Source organism: Streptomyces bluensis (assembly GCF_014650715.1).
GTDB lineage: Bacteria > Actinomycetota > Actinomycetes > Streptomycetales > Streptomycetaceae > Streptomyces > Streptomyces bluensis.
Map to the genome: position 1 here is coordinate 258886 of NZ_BMVM01000010.1, position 17104 is coordinate 275989.

Genomic DNA, 17104 nt, shown 5'->3' on the forward strand with positions numbered 1-17104 from the left:
TTGTACGTTCTTTGCATGTCCCTCGGAGCGGAACGCAGACACATCCGCGACGTCACCGCCTGGCAGCCCCGCGTCCCCGGCGTCGTCGAGGTCTTCCACGCGCACTACACCGAGTACGCGTACCCCATGCACGTCCACGACGCCTGGACACTGCTCGTCGTCGACGACGGCGCCGTACGGTACGACCTCGACCGGCACGAGCACGGCACCCCGCACGGCACGGTGACGCTGCTGCCGCCGCACGTGCCGCACAACGGGGAACCGGTCACGGAGGCGGGCTTCCGCAAGCGGGTGCTGTACCTGGAGCCGGGCGCCCTCGATACGAGTCTCATCGGGGCGGCGGTCGACGAGCCCGATCTGCGTGATCCGCTGCTGCGGCGGCGCGTGGGCCAGTTGCACACCGCGCTCGCGCACCCCGGGGACGAGCTGGAGGCGGAGAGCAGGCTCGTGCTGGTGAGGGAGCGGTTGCGGCACCATCTGCGCCCCCGGCCGGTGCGTCAGCTCCACCCCGACGACCGTCCCCTCGCCCGCCGGCTCCGCGAACTGCTCGACGAGCGGACCGCGCAGGGTGTGACCCTCGGTGAGGCCGCGGCGCTGGTCCACGCGCATCCCGCCCATCTCGTACGGGCGTTCAGTACCGCCTTCGGGATCGCACCGCACCAGTACCTCATGTCACGACGGGTCGAGCACGCCCGCCGGCTGCTGCTCGCCGGGCAACCGCCGGGCGAAGTGGCCGCCCTCAGCGGCTTCTACGACCAGGCCCATCTCACACGCCACTTCAAGCGGTGGGTGGGGGTACCGCCCGGTCGTTACGCCCGCACCTCCGCCTCCCTCACCTGATCCGCAGCGCCCGCAGCGCGCGCTGCGCCTCGTACAGGTTGCGCGGCCGTACGGCGTCAGCGTCCGTCGTGCCGTACAGCTCCAGGCGCGCGTGCAGATCCCCTGTGAAGTCGGGCACGTCGATCTGGTCGAACTCGCGCACCTTGTTGACGGCCACCGTCGCGCTGTACGGGGCCAGGCCGTCGATCTTGATCATTCCGGCGCGTTCGTTGGTCACCCTGATGTTCCAGTGCGTGAAGCGGGCGCCGAAGAGCGGGCCGGAGATGGCGTCGCCGCCGTGTCGGCCGTTGTTGTTCACGGTGATGTCGGTGCGGACGTTGGCAAAGGGCAGGCCCTTGTGCGAGTCGAAGGTGCCCATCCGCATGTCGCCGCGCGACCAGACGTTGTACGAGGACAGGCCCTCGACGTTGATGCCGTGCAGTTGGGTGCCCGCCGGCGCCGGGATCGTGCGCTGTTCGATCGTGAAGTCCTCGATGAGGTTGTCGTGCGAACCCTCACGGCAGAAGTACGGGTGGTGGGAGCCACGGCCCGCCACCGTCGTACGACGCAGGGTGCACGCCGAGGCGGCGACCAGGCCGAAGCCGTTGTCCACGTGGCGTACGACCACGTCGTCCACCCAGCAGTCGTACGCGCACTGGAGCACGACCCCGTTGTGGCCCAGGTCGAGGAGGTGCGGGGACTGCGGGGTCTCGACCGCCTCCAGGGTGAGCCCTTCGACGCCCGCGCCGGTCAGCTCCCTGACGTGGGTCGTCAGACGCGGGTCCCACTCCGGGCGCACGTCCAGCGGCAGCGGGCGCTCCAGGGTGACCTTCCTGCCGCGTACGTGTGCGATGCGGACGGGCCACTCGTAGGGGACGTACGACGTGAGCTTGGTGTGGCGGTCCCAGGGGTACGCCTCGGCGCCGGGACCGCCGCCCGCCATGTGCTCCAGGAGCGTGTGGCCGGGGTCGTCGGCGAGGCGGAGGAGGACGAGCCGGCCGGGGCGCAGGCGGGTGGGGTCGGTGACCGTGATCGTCCAGGTGCCTCGGGGTGCGGGCCGGACCGTCGTCAGGGTCTCCCACTCGTCCCGCCGGTTGCCGGTCCAGCCCTCGAAGGGCCAGTCGCGCTGCTGGACGGCGGTGACCAGGGAGTTCCAGCGGGCCTCGGGGGCCAGCCAGATGGTGCCGCCTGCCCAGGACCACGACGACTTGTCGCCGCCGTAGCGGGAGCCGTACACGCCGATGAGTTCGGTGAGGTTCCGGGTGGCGTACAGCTTGGTACGGGTGCTGCCGGCGCCGCGCAGGACGACGTTGTCGTGGCCGATGCGGATGAGGCCGTCGATGCGGTACGTGCCGGGCGGGACGAACACCGTGCCGCCGCCCGCGCGTCCGGCGGCGGCGAGGGCGCGGTTGATGGCGGGCGCGCAGTCCGTGGTGCCGTCCGCCACGGCGCCGTGGTCCGTCACGTCGGCCACCACGGCGCGGCGGGGGAAGCGCCGGGCCCCGCCGTGGCAGCCGGCGCGGCCGACGTACGGGATCTGCGGGTGGGTGAAGGGGGTGCGGGCGAACTCTCGCCAGAGGGTGGGGACTTCGCCGGGCGGCGGTACGGGTGGGGGCGGGGCCACCGCACCGGCCACCCCACCGCCCGCCACAGCGGCGGCCGTGCCTCCGACGCCCCCGACGAAGCCCCTTCTGGTCATGCCCTCGCGCGTGTTGCTCATACCGCCCGCCTTTCATGGATGTGAATGACGTTCAGATGCGCAGCATCGGGCGCGAGCATGACATGTCACGAGCCGGGCGTGAAGGGGTCATGCACCCCCACAGCGCGTCTTGGTCAGCGGCCCGGGGGTCTACTGGGGCTGGGTCAGATGCGTGAACGCGTCCAGATTGCGGGTCGACTCACCGCGGGACACCCGCCAGGCGTACTCCCTGCGGATCGCGGAGGCGAAGCCGAGTTCCAGGAGCGTGTTGAAGGAACCGTCGGCGGCCTCCAGGACGGAACCGAGCAGCCGGTCGACCTCGTCGGGCGTGACGGCGGCGAGCGGCAGCTTGCCCACCACGTACACGTCACCCATCGGGTCGATCGCGTAACTGACGCCGTAGAGCTTGAGGTTGCGTTCGAGGAGCCAGCGGTGGACGCCCTCCTCGTTCTCGTCCGGGTGCCGGATCACGAAGGCGTTCAGCGAGAGCGAGTGTCGGCCGACGATCAAGGAGACGGTCGTCGACAGCTTGCGGGTGCCGGGCAGCTTCACGACGTAGGAGCCGGGCTCGGGGCTCTCCCACTCCAGCTCGGCCTCGGTGAGGACCTGCTCGATGATCGACGCTGCGTCAGCCATGAGGCGAGCGTACGGGACGTACGGGACGTACGACATCAGCGGCGTACGACATCAGCGGCGTACGGGCCAGCGGCGTACGACATCAGCGGCGTACGACATCAGCGGCGTACGGGCTCAGCGGCGTACGGGCTCAGCGGCGTACGCGGTGGCGGACGCCTCAGCCGTGATGCTCGCGCACACCGTGGCGGTAGCTGTGCATCGCCGCCATGTACACATCCGCCGTAGCGGAGGCCGCCGTGCCCCAGCCGAACGACGCGGCGTGCCGGGCGGCGGCCGCGCCCATACGCTCGGGCAGCTCGGGACGGTCGGCGAACTCGCGCAGCACGCGCGCGTAGTCGCCGGGATCGTGCCCCTGGACCAGGAACCCGGTGTGCCCGTCGCGCACCGCGACCGGAAGCCCGCCCACCGCGGCCGCGAGCACCGGCGTACCCGCCGCCTGCGCCTCTATGGCGACGAGCCCGAAGGACTCGCTGTACGACGGCATGACCAGCACGGACGCGGCCCGGAACCACTCCGCGAGCTGCGCCTGCCCGACGGGCGGCCGGAACCGTACGACGTCGGCGATGCCGAGCCGCGCGGCCAGCTTCTGCAGCCCCTCGGGCTTGGCGAGCCCGCTGCCGCTCGGACCGCCCACCACAGGGACGACGGTCTTCGACCGCAGGTCGGGCCGCTCGTCCAGGAGCACGGCGATCGCCCGCAGCAGCACGTCCGGGGCCTTGAGCGGCTGGATACGGCCCGCGAACAGCGGAACGAACGCGTCCTGCGGGAGCCCGAGGCGGGCGCGGGCCGCGACACGACCGTCGGCCGGCTTGAAGCGTTCGAGGTTGACGCCGGGGTGGACGACGGCGACCTTGGTGGGCTCGGCCTCGTAGTGCCGCACCAGTTCGTCGGCCTCCTCGGCGGTGTTGGCGATGAGCCGGTCGGCGGCGCGCACGATCTGGGTCTCGCCGATGACGCGGGCGGCCGGCTCGGGGGTGTCGCCCTCGGCGAGAGCCGCGTTCTTGACCTTGGCCATGGTGTGCATGGCGTGCACCAGGGGTGCGCCCCAGCGCTCGGCGGCGAGCCAGCCGACATGACCGGAGAGCCAGTAGTGCGAGTGCACGAGGTCGTAGTAGCCGGGGCGGTGACCGGCCCAGGCCTGCATGACGCCGTGCGTGAACGCGCACAGCTGGGCCGGCAGCTCCTCCTTGGCCAGCCCCTCGTACGGCCCGGCGTCGATGTGCCGTACGAGCACGCCCGGCGCGAGCTCCACGACCGGCGGGAGCCCGCCCGTCGTCGCCCGCGTGAAGACCTCGACCTCTATGTTGATCGCGGCGAGGCGCTGCGCGAGCTCCACGATGTACACGTTCATGCCGCCCGCGTCACCCGTGCCGGGCTGGTGCAGCGGCGAGGTGTGCACGGAGAGCATCGCGACGCGACGAGGCTTGCGGAGGGCCAGCCTCAACCGCAGGGGTGCCGCCGGGGAGCGACGCCCGAGCCTGCCGACGTACTGGCTCACGAGGCGTTCCTCCTTGATACGGGCGCCGAATTGCGGACATGCCGTGCAGAGGGCGCACGGCACCCTCCGGAAAGGGGGAACACCAGAGCGGCCCGGCGCATTTCCGCTTTGCCGAACTATTACCCGGGTTCGCTCAACCGTTCGGGAGCTGCACGCAAGGGGGCCCGGGGCTGTGCCGATATGCGGCTCCGCCGCGTGGGCGCGACAAGCCACAACAAACCCGCAGCAGAACCACGACATCGTGGGGCAGACGCATCCATGGGGGTCTGGGGGCACAGCCCCCACGAGGGCCACCCACACCCACGGCACCCGGAACCCCGCGCCCACATACCCTCGTACCCATGCCCACCCGCCCCCAGGGAACCGTGACGCGCGGGACCACGAACCCCAACCGCCTGCGCCGCATGGACCGCTGGATCGCGGCGACCCACGGCGCCGAGCTGCGCCGCGCGGCGGACCCGCTGGCGGTCGACCTCGGCTACGGCGCCGCGCCCTGGACCGCGGTCGAGCTGCTCCAGCGGCTGCGCACGGCCGCCCCCCGCACCCGCGTGGTCGGCGTGGAGATCGACCCGGCCCGGGTGGCGGCCGCGCGGCCGTACGAGCGGGCGGGGCTGGTCTTCCGGCACGGCGGCTTCGAGGTACCGGTGCAGGGCAGGCCGACCCTGATCCGCGCGGCGAACGTGCTGCGCCAGTACGACGAGGACGAGGTGAGCGCGGCCTGGGACCGCCTCCGCGCACGGCTCGCCCCCGCCACGACCACGTCCGGGGGCGGCCTGCTGGTCGAGGGCACGTGTGACGAGATCGGCCGCCGTCACGTCTGGGTCGCACTCGGCCCGGAGGGCCCCCGTACGGTCACGTTCGCCACCCGTCTCGGCTCCCTGGACCGCCCGTCCGACCTCGCCGAACGCCTCCCCAAGGCCCTCATCCACCGCAACGTCCCCGGTGAGCCGGTGCACGCCTTCCTCCGTGACTTCGACCGCGCCTGGGCGACCGCGGCGCCGTACGCCGCGTACGGCGCCCGTCAGCGCTGGATACGCGCCGTGCGCGCCGTGCGCGCCGACTGGCCGGTGCGCGACGGCGCGGCCCGCTGGCGCCAGGGCGAAGTCACCGTGGCCTGGGAGGCGTTGGCGCCGCGCGGCTGACGTGGGGCGCGCGGCCGACGTGGGGCGCGCGGCTTACGCGGGGGCGCGCGGGAACGCGCACCGCGACTCGTTCGTCACCCAGGGTGGGGAGGGAGTTCGTGTCCGCCTCTGTCGTATTGCGGCACGACATGGCACGATCCCCGAGTGTCAGGACGCTACTGACGGTTCATCAGTTGGGGGGCAGAGGTATGACTGCGGGCAAGCGGAGCCTGACCACGGCGGCCGTGGCACTCGTCTGCGCGGTGACCGTACTGGGCGCACCGGGCATGGCCCACGCGAGCCAGGCACGACCGAACCCCACGCCCTCCCCGTCCACGAGAGCGAGCACCGAGGAACTGGAAGCCGTCCGCAAGAGGCTGGACAGGCTCTACCACGACGCGGCGGTGGCCACGGACGCCTACAACGCGGCCGAGGAGAAGACCGAGAAGCAGTCCGCCGAGATCGTGGAGCTGGCCCGCGACATCGTCAAGGGCAAGGAGAAGCTGGAGAAGCTGAAGGACCTCATGGGCGCGGCAGCCCGCGCCCAGTACCGCGGCGGCGGCCTGCCGCCCGAGGTCCGGCTCTGGCTCAGCGAGAACCCGCAGGACTTCCTCGACAGCGCCGGCCGCGTACGGCAGGGCCAGCACGCGTCCAACGGAGTGCTCGCCGAAATGGAGCGCACGCAGCAGGACTTGGAGCTGTACGCGAAGGACGCCTCCGCCCAGTGGAAGAAGCTGGAGGCCAACCGGAAGGCCAGGGCCGAGGCCAAGAAGGAGATCAAGAAGCGGATCGCCGCGGCCGAGGAACTGGAGTCCCAGCTGGAGCAGGAGGAGCGCGAGCGGCTGGCGGAGCTGGAGGAGCGGGCCGCGCGGAAGGCGCAGACCGCGTGGCTCGGCTCGGGCGTGCTGGACGAGATCAGCGGCAAGGCGTCCGAGGAGGGCAAGAAGGCGGTGAAGTTCGCGACGGACCAGATCGGCAAGCCGTACGAGTGGGGCGCCGAGGGCCCCCGGACGTACGACTGCTCCGGCCTCACCTCGCAGGCCTGGGCCTCCGCCGGGCAGGGCATCCCGCGCACCTCCCAGGAGCAGTGGAAGCGGCTCCACCGCGTCGACATCAAGGACATGCGCCCCGGCGACCTGATCATCTACAACGCGGATGCCAGCCATGTGGCGATGTACATCGGCGACGGCGCCATCGTCCACTCCCCCCGCCCCGGCCGCACGGTGACGATCGCGGGCGCGGGCTCCATGCCGATCCTGGGAGTCGTACGACCGGACGCGTGAGCGGTAGCGCAAGGGGGGCGCGTTGCGCCTTCAGGAGCGCGGGGAACTGCGCGCCCCGCCACGACGATCCCGCGGCAGACCACCGACACGACGATCCCGCGGCCGACCACACCGTCACACGATCCGCGGCAGACCACCGACAGAACCTGACAGGGGCGACCAACAGCCCCGAACCACAAGAAGAACAGCAAAAAGGGAACACTCCACCCATGTGACCCCCACCTTGCTCCCCCCGCCCCCCACCCCCGCCCGCGTGACATTCGTCATCCCCGGCGGAGCCCCCCGTGTCCAAGTGCGTTACCGGATGCGGCATATGACGGTGGCCAGTCGCCGACAGGCGCCCCGCGGACCATTCCGCTGCGGCGCCGCCTACCGCTATGGTCCCGGTCGGTGGTTCGAGGTCCCTCGTTCCCACCGCGCCCTCGGGGGAGGGAAGGAACCCAAGACGATGCCCATACCCATACCGCGGCAGAGAGCGATCCCGGCCGTGGAGGGTGGTCAGGCGCACGCCGTGTCCCCACCCAGCGGCCCACCCGGAGAGGGGGCGGCACTGAACGCCACACCTGCAACACCTGCCACCCCTGCCGAAGGCACCGGCAGTGCTGACAGCACCCGCGGCGCCGACGGTCCTGGCGCCGCGGGCAACCACGCCCACCTCACCGTGCTGCTGATCGAGGACGACCCGGCAGGGTCGCTCAGCGTGCCCGAACTGCTCGACGCCGCGGGCAAGCCGATCCGGGTCCGCACCGCCCGCAACCTCACCGAGGCCGGGCGGCTCCTCACCGACGACGTGAACTGCATCCTCCTCGACCTCGCACTGCCGACCCCGGGCAGCGGCGACGCCGGCAACGACGACGAGCTGGCCGTGCTCAAGCACGTCCTGCGGCTCGCGCCCCGGCACGCCGTCCTCGCGCTCACCGGTTCCGGCGACGCCGAGCGCGGCGCCGAGGCGGTGCGGGTGGGCGCCCAGGACTACCTCTTCCGAGACGAGCTGGACGGTCGTCTGCTGAGCCGGGCGATCCGGTACGCGGTGGAGCGGAAACGTTCCGACAAGGCCGAGCGACACCTCACCGAGTCCAGGCTGCGGGCCCAGGAGAACGCCCGCCTGGAGCGCGGTCTCCTCCCCACGCCCCTGCTGGAGGGCTCCCCGCTCCGCTTCGCCGCCCGCTACCGCCCGGGCCGCTCCCGCGCGCTCCTCGGCGGCGACTTCTACGACACGGTCCGTACCCCCGACGGCACCGTGCACGCCATGATCGGCGATGTTTGCGGGCACGGGCCCGACGAGGCGGCGCTCGGCGTGGAGCTACGGATCGCCTGGCGGGCGCTGACGTTCGCGGGGCTGTGCGGGGACCAGCTGCTCTCCACCCTCCAGCAGGTCCTGGAGCACGAACGCGAGAGCGACGAGATCTTCGCGACGCTGTGCACGGTCGACATCGCGCCGGACGGCCGCAGCGCGGGCCTGTGCCTGGCCGGCCACCCGGCCCCGCTGCTCACCCGCCCCGGCGCGGAGGGCACTCCGGTGGCCGAGCTCCTGCCGTACGGCAACAACGGCCCGGCCCTCGGTCTGCTGCCGAACGCCCGCTGGCCGCGTACGCAGATCGAGCTGGGCGGCTCGTGGGGCCTGATGCTCTACACGGACGGCCTGATCGAGGGCCGCGTCGGCACGGACGGCGAACGCCTCGGCCAGGACGGCATGGTCGACCTGGTCCGCCGTCTTCTCGACCGGGGCCTGACCGGCGAGGCCCTGCTCCAGGCGGCGGTGAGCGAGGTCCGCGACCTCAACGGCGGGGAGCTGACGGACGACGTGGCGGTCCTGCTACTGAACCGCGGCGGTTAACCGGGGCGGCGCCGATCAAAGGCGTTTCGCTGTGAGCGGGGAACGGTCAGGTCACCGACCGCGGGGAGCGGTCCGGTCACCGGCCGCCGTTGTACGGACCGTACGGACCGTCGCTGCTCGATCCGCGGCGGCCACCGCCCCCACCACCGGAGACCTGCCGGATCGCGGGGCGGACGTCGACGAAGAAGACGATCGTCGCGATAAGGCCCGCGATCTGCAGGAAGAGCATCGGCACGAGCAGGTTCACCGCGACCGTGACGCCCAGGATGATCAGCCAGAACATCTTGTTCTGCTTGTCGGCGGCGCGATACGCGTCCTCGCGCGCCACTGCGGCCAGCACCAGCGCCGCCACCGCGAGCAGCAGCATGGCGAGGTAAAGCAGCGACATGAAGCCGCCGAATGCCGTCATCAGCACAATGCCCACCACCCGGGTCGATTCGTCTTACGGCCACCGTACCCGGAGAACGGGCCGCACACCCCAAAGGTGCCCGACCCGTTCTCGTACGGCTGTTCGCCCCGGCGAGGTTCCTACTTCGAAGGAGGCGTGATCTTCTTCGCGGTGGTCTTCTTGCCGGCCGGGGCCTTCTTCGGCGCGGGCTTCTTGGCAGAGGCGCCGGGCGCGGGCTGCACGGCGGGAGCGGGCTGGGCAGCGGGCGCAGGCCGGGCGGCAGGCGCGGGCTGGGCGACGGCGGGCCGCTCCTGCTCCTTGACCTCGACGGGCCGCGGCTCCGACTTCGGCTCGACGGCGACCGCGAGCTCCTCGATCTCCTCGGCGGCCTCACCACGCCAGGTCCGCACGGCCTGCTCGCCGTGCTCGGCCACCTTCTCGTACGTCTCCCGCGCCTTCACCGCGTACTCGGCGGCGACGCCGACACCGCGCAGGGCGAGGTCCTGGGCGGTCTCGCCGAGCTTCTTCAGGTCGGTGTCCAGGGATCCGAGGATCTCGGTGATCCTGACCTGGAGGGTCTCCTGCGCCTCCTTGGCGCGTACGGCGGCCCTCTCCTGCGCCTCCTTGGCACGGGCGGCAGCCTTCTCCTGGCTCTCCTTGAGCCGGGCGGCGGCCTTCTCCTGCGCCTCCTTGGCACGGGCGGTGGCCTTCTCCTGGACCACCTTGGGGTCGGTGTTGCGTACGGCCTCGATGCGGGACGGGGCCTCGGCCCGGATCTGCTCGACGATGGCGGGCACCTTCTTGGCCTGCTGGAGGGCCAGGTCGGCGGTGCCGGCGGCGAAGTAGAGCGGCGTCGGGTCGCTGAGGGTCTTGCGCAGGTCTTCCGTGATGGCCATGGTGACCGTCCTCCCGTAATGGCTTTCAGCTGAGGGTTTTGTGGTTCGGTTCACAGCGGTCCGGCACCTTTGCCGACCGCGAAGTCGTGCCCGCCTCGGTGACGGGCCCGCTCTTCAGAGCTCGGGGTCAGCTCGCCGTCTGCTGCGAACCGGCATCGCCGCCGTCGGCCGTGCGAGGGCCGGGGCGTTCGGTGTCCTGGACGACGCGTATCTCGCCGCGCACGCCCGTCACATCCGTCGCGCCCTGAGCACCCTGGAGACCCTGGTCCCGGACGCCCTGGTCCTGAACGTCCCCCGGGCCATCCCCGTCCGCCGTGCCGACGACCTCGAAACCGTTCTCTTTGCGGAACGACTCGTAGATCTGGAGCAGCACCTGCTTCTGCCGCTCGTTCAGCGTGGGATCGGCGAGGATGACGGCACGCGTCGCACCGTCCCGTCGGCCCTCCTCCCCGTCCCGCTCGGCGTCGAGGATGCCGGCGCGCACGTACAGCGTCTCCGCGGAGATCCGCAGCGCCTTGGCGACCTGCTGCAGCACCTCCGCGCTCGGCTTGCGCAGCCCGCGCTCGATCTGGCTCAGGTACGGATTGGACACCCCGGTGGCGGCGGCGAGCTGCCTGAGGGACAGCTGCGCGTTGCGCCGCTGTTCGCGGAGGTACTCACCAAGATTGCCGACGTTCAGCGATGCCATACCCCTACAGTGCCCCACCCCCGCTAACTTTTGCAAGCACCCGCTTGCAAAAGTGTGCCAGCGGCGGCGGCCCCACCATCAGTCCACGACATCAGGGTGCACATCAGGGTGCATGTCCCGTCTCGCGCCAGCTGCTCTGATGTCGCTGAAGCTGAACCAGCCCGACCCGGGATCTCACTGAATCCGCTCCGTTGCCTGCCCGGTCTCATCGTCGACGCGTCCACGTCTCAGTGAACCCGCCTCGTTCGGGTGGATGTCTCACGAACCTGCCCCAGTGGCAGCGGCAAGTGCTTACGGTCGCTTGTCGTGCCGCGAGGGGAGGGCTGATGGGGGATGCCGTACTCAGGGTGGACAGGTGAGGCCGGCCGGGAGTTCGCTTCGGTCTGGAGTTCGTTGTCCCGGGCCAGGGGCAAGTGGCGGGCTCCCTCGCTGATCATTGGGACGTCCGGTTCGAGGATGTCGCGCCGGTCCGGCAGTTTCACTTCGCCAAGGGCGCCAGGAACTACCCGGGTCTGTACTGGTCAGCGACTGTGGGCACGTGGGCTACGAGTCTTGGCTGGAGCGGGATCACCTGAAGCTCCTGGACTTCGACCGGCGGGTCGTCGGAGTCGCTTCGCAGCCCTTCAGGATCAGTTGGGAGCAGGACGGTGTCGTACGACGCCATACCCCTGACTTCTTCGCCCGTTGCGCGGACGGAACCGGTGTCGTGGTCGATGTGCGGGCCGATGACCGGATCGCCGACGAAGATGCCGCGTCCTTCGCGGCGACTGAGGTGGCCTGCTCGCAAGTCGGCTGGGAGTTCCGGCGTGTCGGTGTCCCTGATCCGGTGCTCATGGCGAACGTCCGGTGGCTCGCTGGCTACCGGCACCCGCGTGTGCCAAGAAGCGGTGAGCCAGAGGCTCAAGGAGGTTTCCGCAGAGCCGACTCGGCTCCTGGCGGGGGCAGCACGGGTGGGGCACCCGATCGCAGTGCTTCCGGTGCTTTTCCATCTGCTGTGGACCAGCGTGCTGGCCGTCGATCTTCGCGGCGACGTTCTCAACGGTGGGACCGTAGTCCGTACGGGTACGGAGGCGCTGTGACGAGCCAGGCCCGGCCGGGCGTACTGCGCATTGGCGATCGAGTGCGACTGGCAGGGGTAGGTCATACCGTGACCGGCTTGGCCGGGACGATGGTCCACCTTTCCGATGAGAAGGGTCTGGCCAGTGTGGTCAGTCTCCCGGACCTGCTGCTGCGGGCCGACGTGGTGCCGGGTCCGGCACCGTCGGTGCCTCGCTTGCCGATGGCCCGCTTCCATGGTCTGCCCGCCAAAGCCATCGAGGAAGCGACCTGGTGGGAGCCGCACATCGTTGAGATCCTGACCGGCTTGCCTCCCGACGCGGCTCCGCACGCCCGGCCATCCGCGGAGTACGACCCCGCGACGCGGACGTTGGCGGAGCGGGAAGTGGCGAAGGCCACCGAGCTGACCACGGCGGGGCACACCGGTGTCAGCGCTGGCACGGTGCATCGCAAACGTCTGCGCTACCAGGCGCAGGGGGTCGCCGGTCTCGTTGACGGCCGGGCGGATCGGGCACGGCCGCCAACGGGGCCGGAACGACCCTCGGGTGGTGGATGCACTACGGCGCATTCTCGCCGTGGAGGAGACGGTGCAAGGGCCGAGCCGCACGGTGGAGTTCTTCCGTTGGCGCGTTGAGCAGGTTCTGGAGGCCGAGTATGGAGTCGATGGGGTTTCTCTCCCTTCGGGTTCGACTTTCTACCGGCTGTTCCGGAGGCTGTCAGCCGGGCAGCACGCGACCGGATCGGCGCGCACGCGGCGGTCGCTGGCCGGGCGCCCAGAGGGGCCGTTCGGACAGGTCATGCCCGTGCGTCCAGGTGAGTTGATGCAGATCGACTCGACACCGCTCGATGTGCTGGTCCGCCTGGACAACGGCAAGCCGGGCCGGGTCGACCTCACTGCGGTGATCGACGTTGCCACGCTTACTGTCACCGCGGCCGTGCTCCGCCCCACGACGAGATCGGTGGACGCGTCGTTGCTCCTCGCTCGCACGGTTACGCCCGAGTCGATGCGTCCAGGATGGGCTGAAGCCCTGCGGATGTCGCGGTCGGTGCTGCCGTTCGCTCACCTGCACGAGCTTGATGAACGTATTGCTCACGCTGCAGCCCGCCGGTGATCGTGCCGGAGACGATGGTCTGCGACCACGGCATGGTGTTCATCTCGGACAATTTCCGCTCGTCGTGCCGGTGGCTGGGCATCGACTTCCAGCCCGGTCACCTTGCGACGCCCACCGACAAGCCTCACATCGAGCGGATGATCGAGACGGTGGGGACGCAGTTCCTCCAGCTATGAGCCGTTCACCAGATGGGTGCTCGACGAACTCGAAGACCACTTCGCCCCTTCCCCATACGGCTCCCGGCGTCACCAGCCCGAAATCTTCGAGCGGGAGCCAAACGCTTTTTGAGAGAGCCAGCTCCCCTTTCATCCCCTAAGCCTTTACCAACTCCAGTCTGCGCTACTCAGGACCCCCCACGCCGATCTCGTAGGTGACACCTGACGGAAAGTCGCGCGGCTTCCAAGTGGCGATGCCGATGACCGCTTCATCGGCACGCACGATTGCCGCCGCTGCGGAGTCAGCGGAGATGTACCCATCGGTCTCCCAGCGAACTTACGGGATGTAGCTGGGTTGGTTAGGGGTGACCCACTGGAATCTGTCTTGCGGCACTTCGAGTACTGTGCTGTCTCCTGCATAGTACGTTGACTTGTAGGTGTGATTGGAGGGAGCTGCTGAGACACGGAATGTGTAACTGTCAGGCTTTTCTCCCAGCTTCCAGGTGGCCGGAAGTTTCAGACGGTACGTCTTTCCGTTCGATGAAACAATCAAGTGCGCGTTAAACGTGCAGGATTTTGTGCGTGAGAAGAACTTGATTACGAACCCACGCTGATCCCCTTGTTCCAGCGCGATCTGTTTTGTGAACGGGCGTCCGGGTTCCCCGCTCTCGTTTAGCTCGCGGGTGACAGGGCGTGCGGCGTCGACATTGAGTGCCATGTCTACTGGGATAGCTTCCTCGCCGCCGTCGCCGATCCCTGGGGGTTGCAGAAGGGTTCCGTCGAATGGCTTCGCACAGGCGAGGTTCGAGATCTCCACTCCCTGCACGAGAGTCGTCTTCTTGTGCTCGCTCAGTACGTTGATAGAGACGCCGGTCAAGTGCAGCGGGGTCCAGTGCTTCTCAAGCCAGCCCCACGACGGGCGGTCCGTTTCCAACGTCTCCTGGTCGAACGGAACTCCATGGTATTGGCCTGTGCGATCTTCTTCGCTTACCCACATGCCCGGCCCGTAGTAGGATCCGCCTGCCGAAATTGTGACAGGAGGGCCGTTCTCGATTGCCTCTTCCTTCCGGTCCTCATCCTTCTCTCTATTGTTTGTCTCGAACGAGGGAATTAGCCCGAAGACGGAAGCACCGAAGGCGGCAGCCCCGAAGAATGCACTAGCGACGCCGACCCATAACGTGACCCGAAGCGTCTTCTTGGAGATTTGATTTCCAGCTCTTGAAATATCGTTCGCCTCCCGAGGGAAGCGATCGGGGTCAGAAGGAACCACCCACGTGTGCGGTGATCCGGGCTGGGGTCCGGGGGTGACAGCGGGAGGGAAGGCCCCTGGCGGTGAGGGTGGCGCGGAGGGGCCCTGAGCGGGTAGCGATGTTCCGCCGTTCGGTCCAGCGGGTTGTCCGGCTGGTGAACCGTTTGCGTGCCCGGGGGGAAGCGGGGGCGGTGTGGACACGTCGTTCTCCTGTGAACCCTTGGCTAAACCGAACTTGGTTGCTGTACAGCTTAGTTGTGGCAGGAAGACAGTCGTGTTGTCTACCGGTCGCCGTGGATCGGCGTGTGCCTCTCGCCGCCAACCGACTTGAATGCACACGTCCTTGAACATCCGCTACGCCGCCGGTGATCAGAAGACCGCGAAGTTGACGGAGAGCACACCGAACCGCAGGAGCCTGCCGCAAGTGCCCTCTCCGTGCTCGCGGGAGGAAGGGGGAAACGGAGCAGGTTCAGTGGAACGCAGTAGGACGCCGCACGGAACGAAGCACCTTCGACGACATGCCCTCCGCCCAACTCATCTCACCGAACGTGCACTGCCCTGGTCACAGGATCATGGACAACTCACTTCCGATGGGACAGGACAATGCACAGCCGACCAGTCGGCGCTGATCCGGGCGGCCACGGAGAAGTCCGTGTCGCAGTCCGGGCAGGTCCCATCGCCGAACACGTAGGTCAACGCGGCAGCGACATCCCGCTGACCGTCGGCGAGGGCGGTGTCGTGGAGACGCCGGCCGATGCCGTCCAGTTCCTCGGGGTGGGCGGGGCGCAACGGTTTCGTCTCCGCCTCCACCTGGTCGTCCGACAATGCGTAGTCATCGCTGGTGGTGAAGAATCCGCGCTCGCCGATCACCACGAACAGGCCCGCCTCGCACTCGGGGCAGGAGACCTCGTACTCCTCGTTCGTGAGCCCCCACGCCAGCTCCTCGCTCCAGCCGACGACACCCTCGAAGGCCAGGACGGCTTCGAGTAGGTAGACGTACTCGTCGCGATCACCGGCCGTCCGAAGACGCTCGTTCGCCAGCGACAGCAAGGCGGCAACCTCGGCCGCATGCCTGGCGCGGACGTCGTCGGCTCGCGCCCCGGGCCCGCGCCCGCCATGATGGCGCCCGCCAGGGTCAGGGCGTTCACCGCCTGTTCCCGATCGTCCGAGCCGGCTGTGCCGGCCAGCCAGGGCAGCGCGGCGAAGCTGGCCGAGTACACGCTGCCCTGGTGGCACAGGGCCGACCAGAGATCGCTCCAGAGCTCGGAGGTCGGCTCCGCAGCGATCCGGTCCAGCAGAGCCGGTATGTCTTCCGCAGAGCCGTAGGCATGGCTGAGTCGCGACCAATCCGTCATGCGAGGAATCCAACCAGACCGACTCCAGACCGACCGACGCCAGGCCGACTGCGACAGCGGCAAAATCGGTCAACGCCGAATAACCGCATTGCCGTTTCTCTCATTTGGCATTACGGTTGCCGCCATGACTGCCGGGTTGGCGGCCTTGTGCCGTGAGCGAGTTGGTTGCCCGGCCTCCGAGTGAGGCCGGTGCGGGCCAGGGGCCCGCCGTTTTCTCCACCGGATGTTCGGCCTGTTCCGTGGGTTTCGCGCGACGTTTCCGCGTTACCACGCACCGCTTGCATGCCTCCCCCCTACCGCAGGCGCCTTCTCACCCACCATTCTCACACGCAATTCTCGCGTGATTCTCGGGTGATTCTCGCGTGCAATCTCGCGCGCCCTACGGCAATACCCCTGCCCGAAAACAGAAAGCAGAGAATGCCCCACCACTTCAACCAACAGGTCATCGAAGAATTCCGCGCCAACCGCGGCCGGGTCGGCGGCCATTTCGAGGGCGCCCGGCTCATCCTGCTGACCACCACCGGCGCCCGCACGGGCACCCCGCACACCACCCCCGTCGGCTTCCTCCACGACGGCGACGGCCGGATCCTCGTCATCGCCTCGGCAGGCGGCTCACCCAAGCACCCCGACTGGTTCCGCAACCTGGTCGCCCATCCGCGGGTGACCGTGGAGAGCGGAGCGTTCACGTACGAGGCCGAGGCCGTCGTCCTGACCGGAAAGGAACGGGACCAGGCTTTCGCGCGGGCGGTCGAGAGCGATCCGGGGTGGGCCGAGTACCAGGCCAGGACGGACCGGGTCATCCCCGTGGTCGCCCTACGGGAGATCGCCAAGGGCGGCCCGCCGAACATCAACGCGGGCTCGATGGGCGAGCAGGTGAAGGTCGTGCACGATGTCTTCCGACGCGAACTCGCACTGATCAAAAAGGAGTTGTCCCAGGGCGGCGGCGCTGACGGAACCAAGTCCCTGACCCGCCTCGGCGCTCAGCTCCGCATCAACTGCCTCACCCTCTGCCAGGGCCTGCACAACCACCACACCGGCGAGGACGTCGCCCTGTTTCCGTTCCTCGCCGACCGCCACCCCGAACTGGCCCCGGTCCTCGACCGACTCCGCGACGAGCACGAACAGATCGCCGCGCTCCTGGAGGACCTCCGCCGGATCGTCGCCGACGAGGCCGGGGACACCGAACCCGGCCTCGTCCTGCGTGAGGTGGAACGCCTGACGGCCGAGCTCGAAGCCCATCTCGCCTACGAGGAGGAGCAGTTGCTACCCGCCCTGGACGCGGCGACGGTGTGAGGCAGACCGCCGGCCCCCT

The 17104-nt window shown here is 69.4% G+C and carries 16 protein-coding genes; 8 read left to right on the forward strand and 8 right to left on the reverse strand.

Features of this window, described 5'->3' with window-relative positions; genetic code table 11:
• Positions 1-15: 15 nt before the first annotated feature.
• Positions 16-840: an AraC family transcriptional regulator gene (locus IE262_RS24615; protein WP_189876525.1), complete on the forward strand. Its 825-nt coding sequence runs from the start codon at positions 16-18 to the stop codon at positions 838-840.
• On the opposite strand, the gene IE262_RS24620 is transcribed toward IE262_RS24615, so the two are convergent.
• The 3 genes from IE262_RS24620 to mshA all read right to left on the reverse strand — a co-directional run bounded on the left by IE262_RS24620 (position 833) and on the right by mshA (position 4652).
• Positions 833-2539 (reverse strand): glycosyl hydrolase family 28-related protein, encoded by a 1707-nt coding sequence (locus tag IE262_RS24620; RefSeq protein ID WP_189876526.1) that lies wholly within the window; start codon positions 2537-2539, stop codon positions 833-835. The two genes, IE262_RS24615 and IE262_RS24620, sit on opposite strands and share 8 nt — an antisense overlap.
• A gap of 129 nt (positions 2540-2668) precedes the next feature.
• Positions 2669-3154 (reverse strand): type III secretion system chaperone family protein, encoded by a 486-nt coding sequence (locus IE262_RS24625; RefSeq protein ID WP_134033241.1) that lies wholly within the window; start codon positions 3152-3154, stop codon positions 2669-2671.
• 157 nt (positions 3155-3311) lie between these two features.
• Positions 3312-4652: a D-inositol-3-phosphate glycosyltransferase gene (mshA, locus tag IE262_RS24630; protein ID WP_189876527.1), complete on the reverse strand. Its 1341-nt coding sequence runs from the start codon at positions 4650-4652 to the stop codon at positions 3312-3314.
• 341 nt (positions 4653-4993) lie between these two features.
• On the opposite strand from mshA, the gene IE262_RS24635 reads away from it, so the two are divergent.
• The 3 genes from IE262_RS24635 (at position 4994) to IE262_RS24645 (ending at position 8893) form a co-directional block, all read left to right on the forward strand.
• Entirely contained in the window at positions 4994-5794 is an 801-nt protein-coding gene (locus tag IE262_RS24635) for a class I SAM-dependent methyltransferase (protein ID WP_189876529.1), read from the forward strand.
• A gap of 188 nt (positions 5795-5982) precedes the next feature.
• Positions 5983-7056, forward strand: a complete 1074-nt coding sequence (locus tag IE262_RS24640) for a C40 family peptidase (protein WP_189876531.1) — start codon at positions 5983-5985, stop codon at positions 7054-7056.
• A 448-nt stretch (positions 7057-7504) separates the two neighbouring features.
• Positions 7505-8893 carry a PP2C family protein-serine/threonine phosphatase gene (locus IE262_RS24645; protein ID WP_229877439.1) on the forward strand — a complete coding sequence of 463 codons (1389 nt, stop codon included), beginning with the start codon at positions 7505-7507 and terminating at the stop codon, positions 8891-8893.
• Positions 8894-8969: 76 nt separating this feature from the next.
• Here IE262_RS24645 and IE262_RS24650 read toward each other — a convergent pair whose 3' ends face one another.
• The 3 genes from IE262_RS24650 to IE262_RS24660 form a co-directional block, all read right to left on the reverse strand.
• Positions 8970-9302 carry a DUF2516 family protein gene (locus IE262_RS24650; protein ID WP_373305124.1) on the reverse strand — a complete coding sequence of 111 codons (333 nt, stop codon included), beginning with the start codon at positions 9300-9302 and terminating at the stop codon, positions 8970-8972.
• 119 nt (positions 9303-9421) lie between these two features.
• Positions 9422-10177, reverse strand: a complete 756-nt coding sequence (locus IE262_RS24655; protein ID WP_189876535.1) for a hypothetical protein — start codon at positions 10175-10177, stop codon at positions 9422-9424.
• 127 nt (positions 10178-10304) lie between these two features.
• Positions 10305-10865 carry a helix-turn-helix domain-containing protein gene (locus IE262_RS24660; protein WP_189876537.1) on the reverse strand — a complete coding sequence of 187 codons (561 nt, stop codon included), beginning with the start codon at positions 10863-10865 and terminating at the stop codon, positions 10305-10307.
• A gap of 436 nt (positions 10866-11301) precedes the next feature.
• On the opposite strand from IE262_RS24660, the gene IE262_RS39625 reads away from it, so the two are divergent.
• Genes IE262_RS39625 through IE262_RS39630 form a run of 3 tightly spaced genes read left to right on the forward strand, consistent with a single transcriptional unit; the run spans position 11302 to position 13209 of the window.
• Positions 11302-12555, forward strand: a complete 1254-nt coding sequence (locus IE262_RS39625; RefSeq protein ID WP_229877440.1) for a TnsA-like heteromeric transposase endonuclease subunit — start codon at positions 11302-11304, stop codon at positions 12553-12555.
• Positions 12470-13033 carry a hypothetical protein gene (locus IE262_RS24670; protein WP_229877454.1) on the forward strand — a complete coding sequence of 188 codons (564 nt, stop codon included), beginning with the start codon at positions 12470-12472 and terminating at the stop codon, positions 13031-13033. The genes IE262_RS39625 and IE262_RS24670 overlap by 86 nt, the downstream gene beginning before the upstream one ends.
• Positions 13030-13209 carry a TnsB C-terminal domain-containing protein gene (locus tag IE262_RS39630; protein ID WP_229877441.1) on the forward strand — a complete coding sequence of 60 codons (180 nt, stop codon included), beginning with the start codon at positions 13030-13032 and terminating at the stop codon, positions 13207-13209. The genes IE262_RS24670 and IE262_RS39630 overlap by 4 nt, the downstream gene beginning before the upstream one ends.
• A gap of 316 nt (positions 13210-13525) precedes the next feature.
• Here the strand turns inward: IE262_RS39630 and IE262_RS24675 are convergent, their stop codons facing one another.
• Positions 13526-14458, reverse strand: coding sequence for a hypothetical protein (locus IE262_RS24675; protein ID WP_189876539.1), 933 nt, complete (start codon positions 14456-14458; stop codon positions 13526-13528).
• Positions 14459-15007: 549 nt separating this feature from the next.
• Positions 15008-15487, reverse strand: coding sequence for a hypothetical protein (locus tag IE262_RS24680; RefSeq protein ID WP_189876541.1), 480 nt, complete (start codon positions 15485-15487; stop codon positions 15008-15010).
• Between the two features lie 722 nt (positions 15488-16209).
• On the opposite strand from IE262_RS24680, the gene IE262_RS24685 reads away from it, so the two are divergent.
• Positions 16210-17085: a nitroreductase/quinone reductase family protein gene (locus tag IE262_RS24685; protein WP_189876543.1), complete on the forward strand. Its 876-nt coding sequence runs from the start codon at positions 16210-16212 to the stop codon at positions 17083-17085.
• Positions 17086-17104: the final 19 nt, after the last annotated feature.

Excerpts from the sequence above, each read along its gene's own strand:
- IE262_RS24615 (WP_189876525.1), top strand. The coding sequence starts at position 16 with ATGTCCCTCGGAGCGGAACGCAGACACATCCGCGACGTCACCGCCTGG.
- IE262_RS24620 (WP_189876526.1), bottom strand. The coding sequence starts at position 2,539 with ATGAGCAACACGCGCGAGGGCATGACCAGAAGGGGCTTCGTCGGGGGC.
- IE262_RS24625 (WP_134033241.1), bottom strand. The coding sequence starts at position 3,154 with ATGGCTGACGCAGCGTCGATCATCGAGCAGGTCCTCACCGAGGCCGAG.
- IE262_RS24635 (WP_189876529.1), top strand. The coding sequence starts at position 4,994 with ATGCCCACCCGCCCCCAGGGAACCGTGACGCGCGGGACCACGAACCCC.
- IE262_RS24640 (WP_189876531.1), top strand. The coding sequence starts at position 5,983 with ATGACTGCGGGCAAGCGGAGCCTGACCACGGCGGCCGTGGCACTCGTC.
- IE262_RS24645 (WP_229877439.1), top strand. The coding sequence starts at position 7,505 with ATGCCCATACCCATACCGCGGCAGAGAGCGATCCCGGCCGTGGAGGGT.
- IE262_RS24650 (WP_373305124.1), bottom strand. The coding sequence starts at position 9,302 with ATGACGGCATTCGGCGGCTTCATGTCGCTGCTTTACCTCGCCATGCTG.
- IE262_RS24655 (WP_189876535.1), bottom strand. The coding sequence starts at position 10,177 with ATGGCCATCACGGAAGACCTGCGCAAGACCCTCAGCGACCCGACGCCG.
- IE262_RS24660 (WP_189876537.1), bottom strand. The coding sequence starts at position 10,865 with ATGGCATCGCTGAACGTCGGCAATCTTGGTGAGTACCTCCGCGAACAG.
- IE262_RS24685 (WP_189876543.1), top strand. The coding sequence starts at position 16,210 with ATGCCCCACCACTTCAACCAACAGGTCATCGAAGAATTCCGCGCCAAC.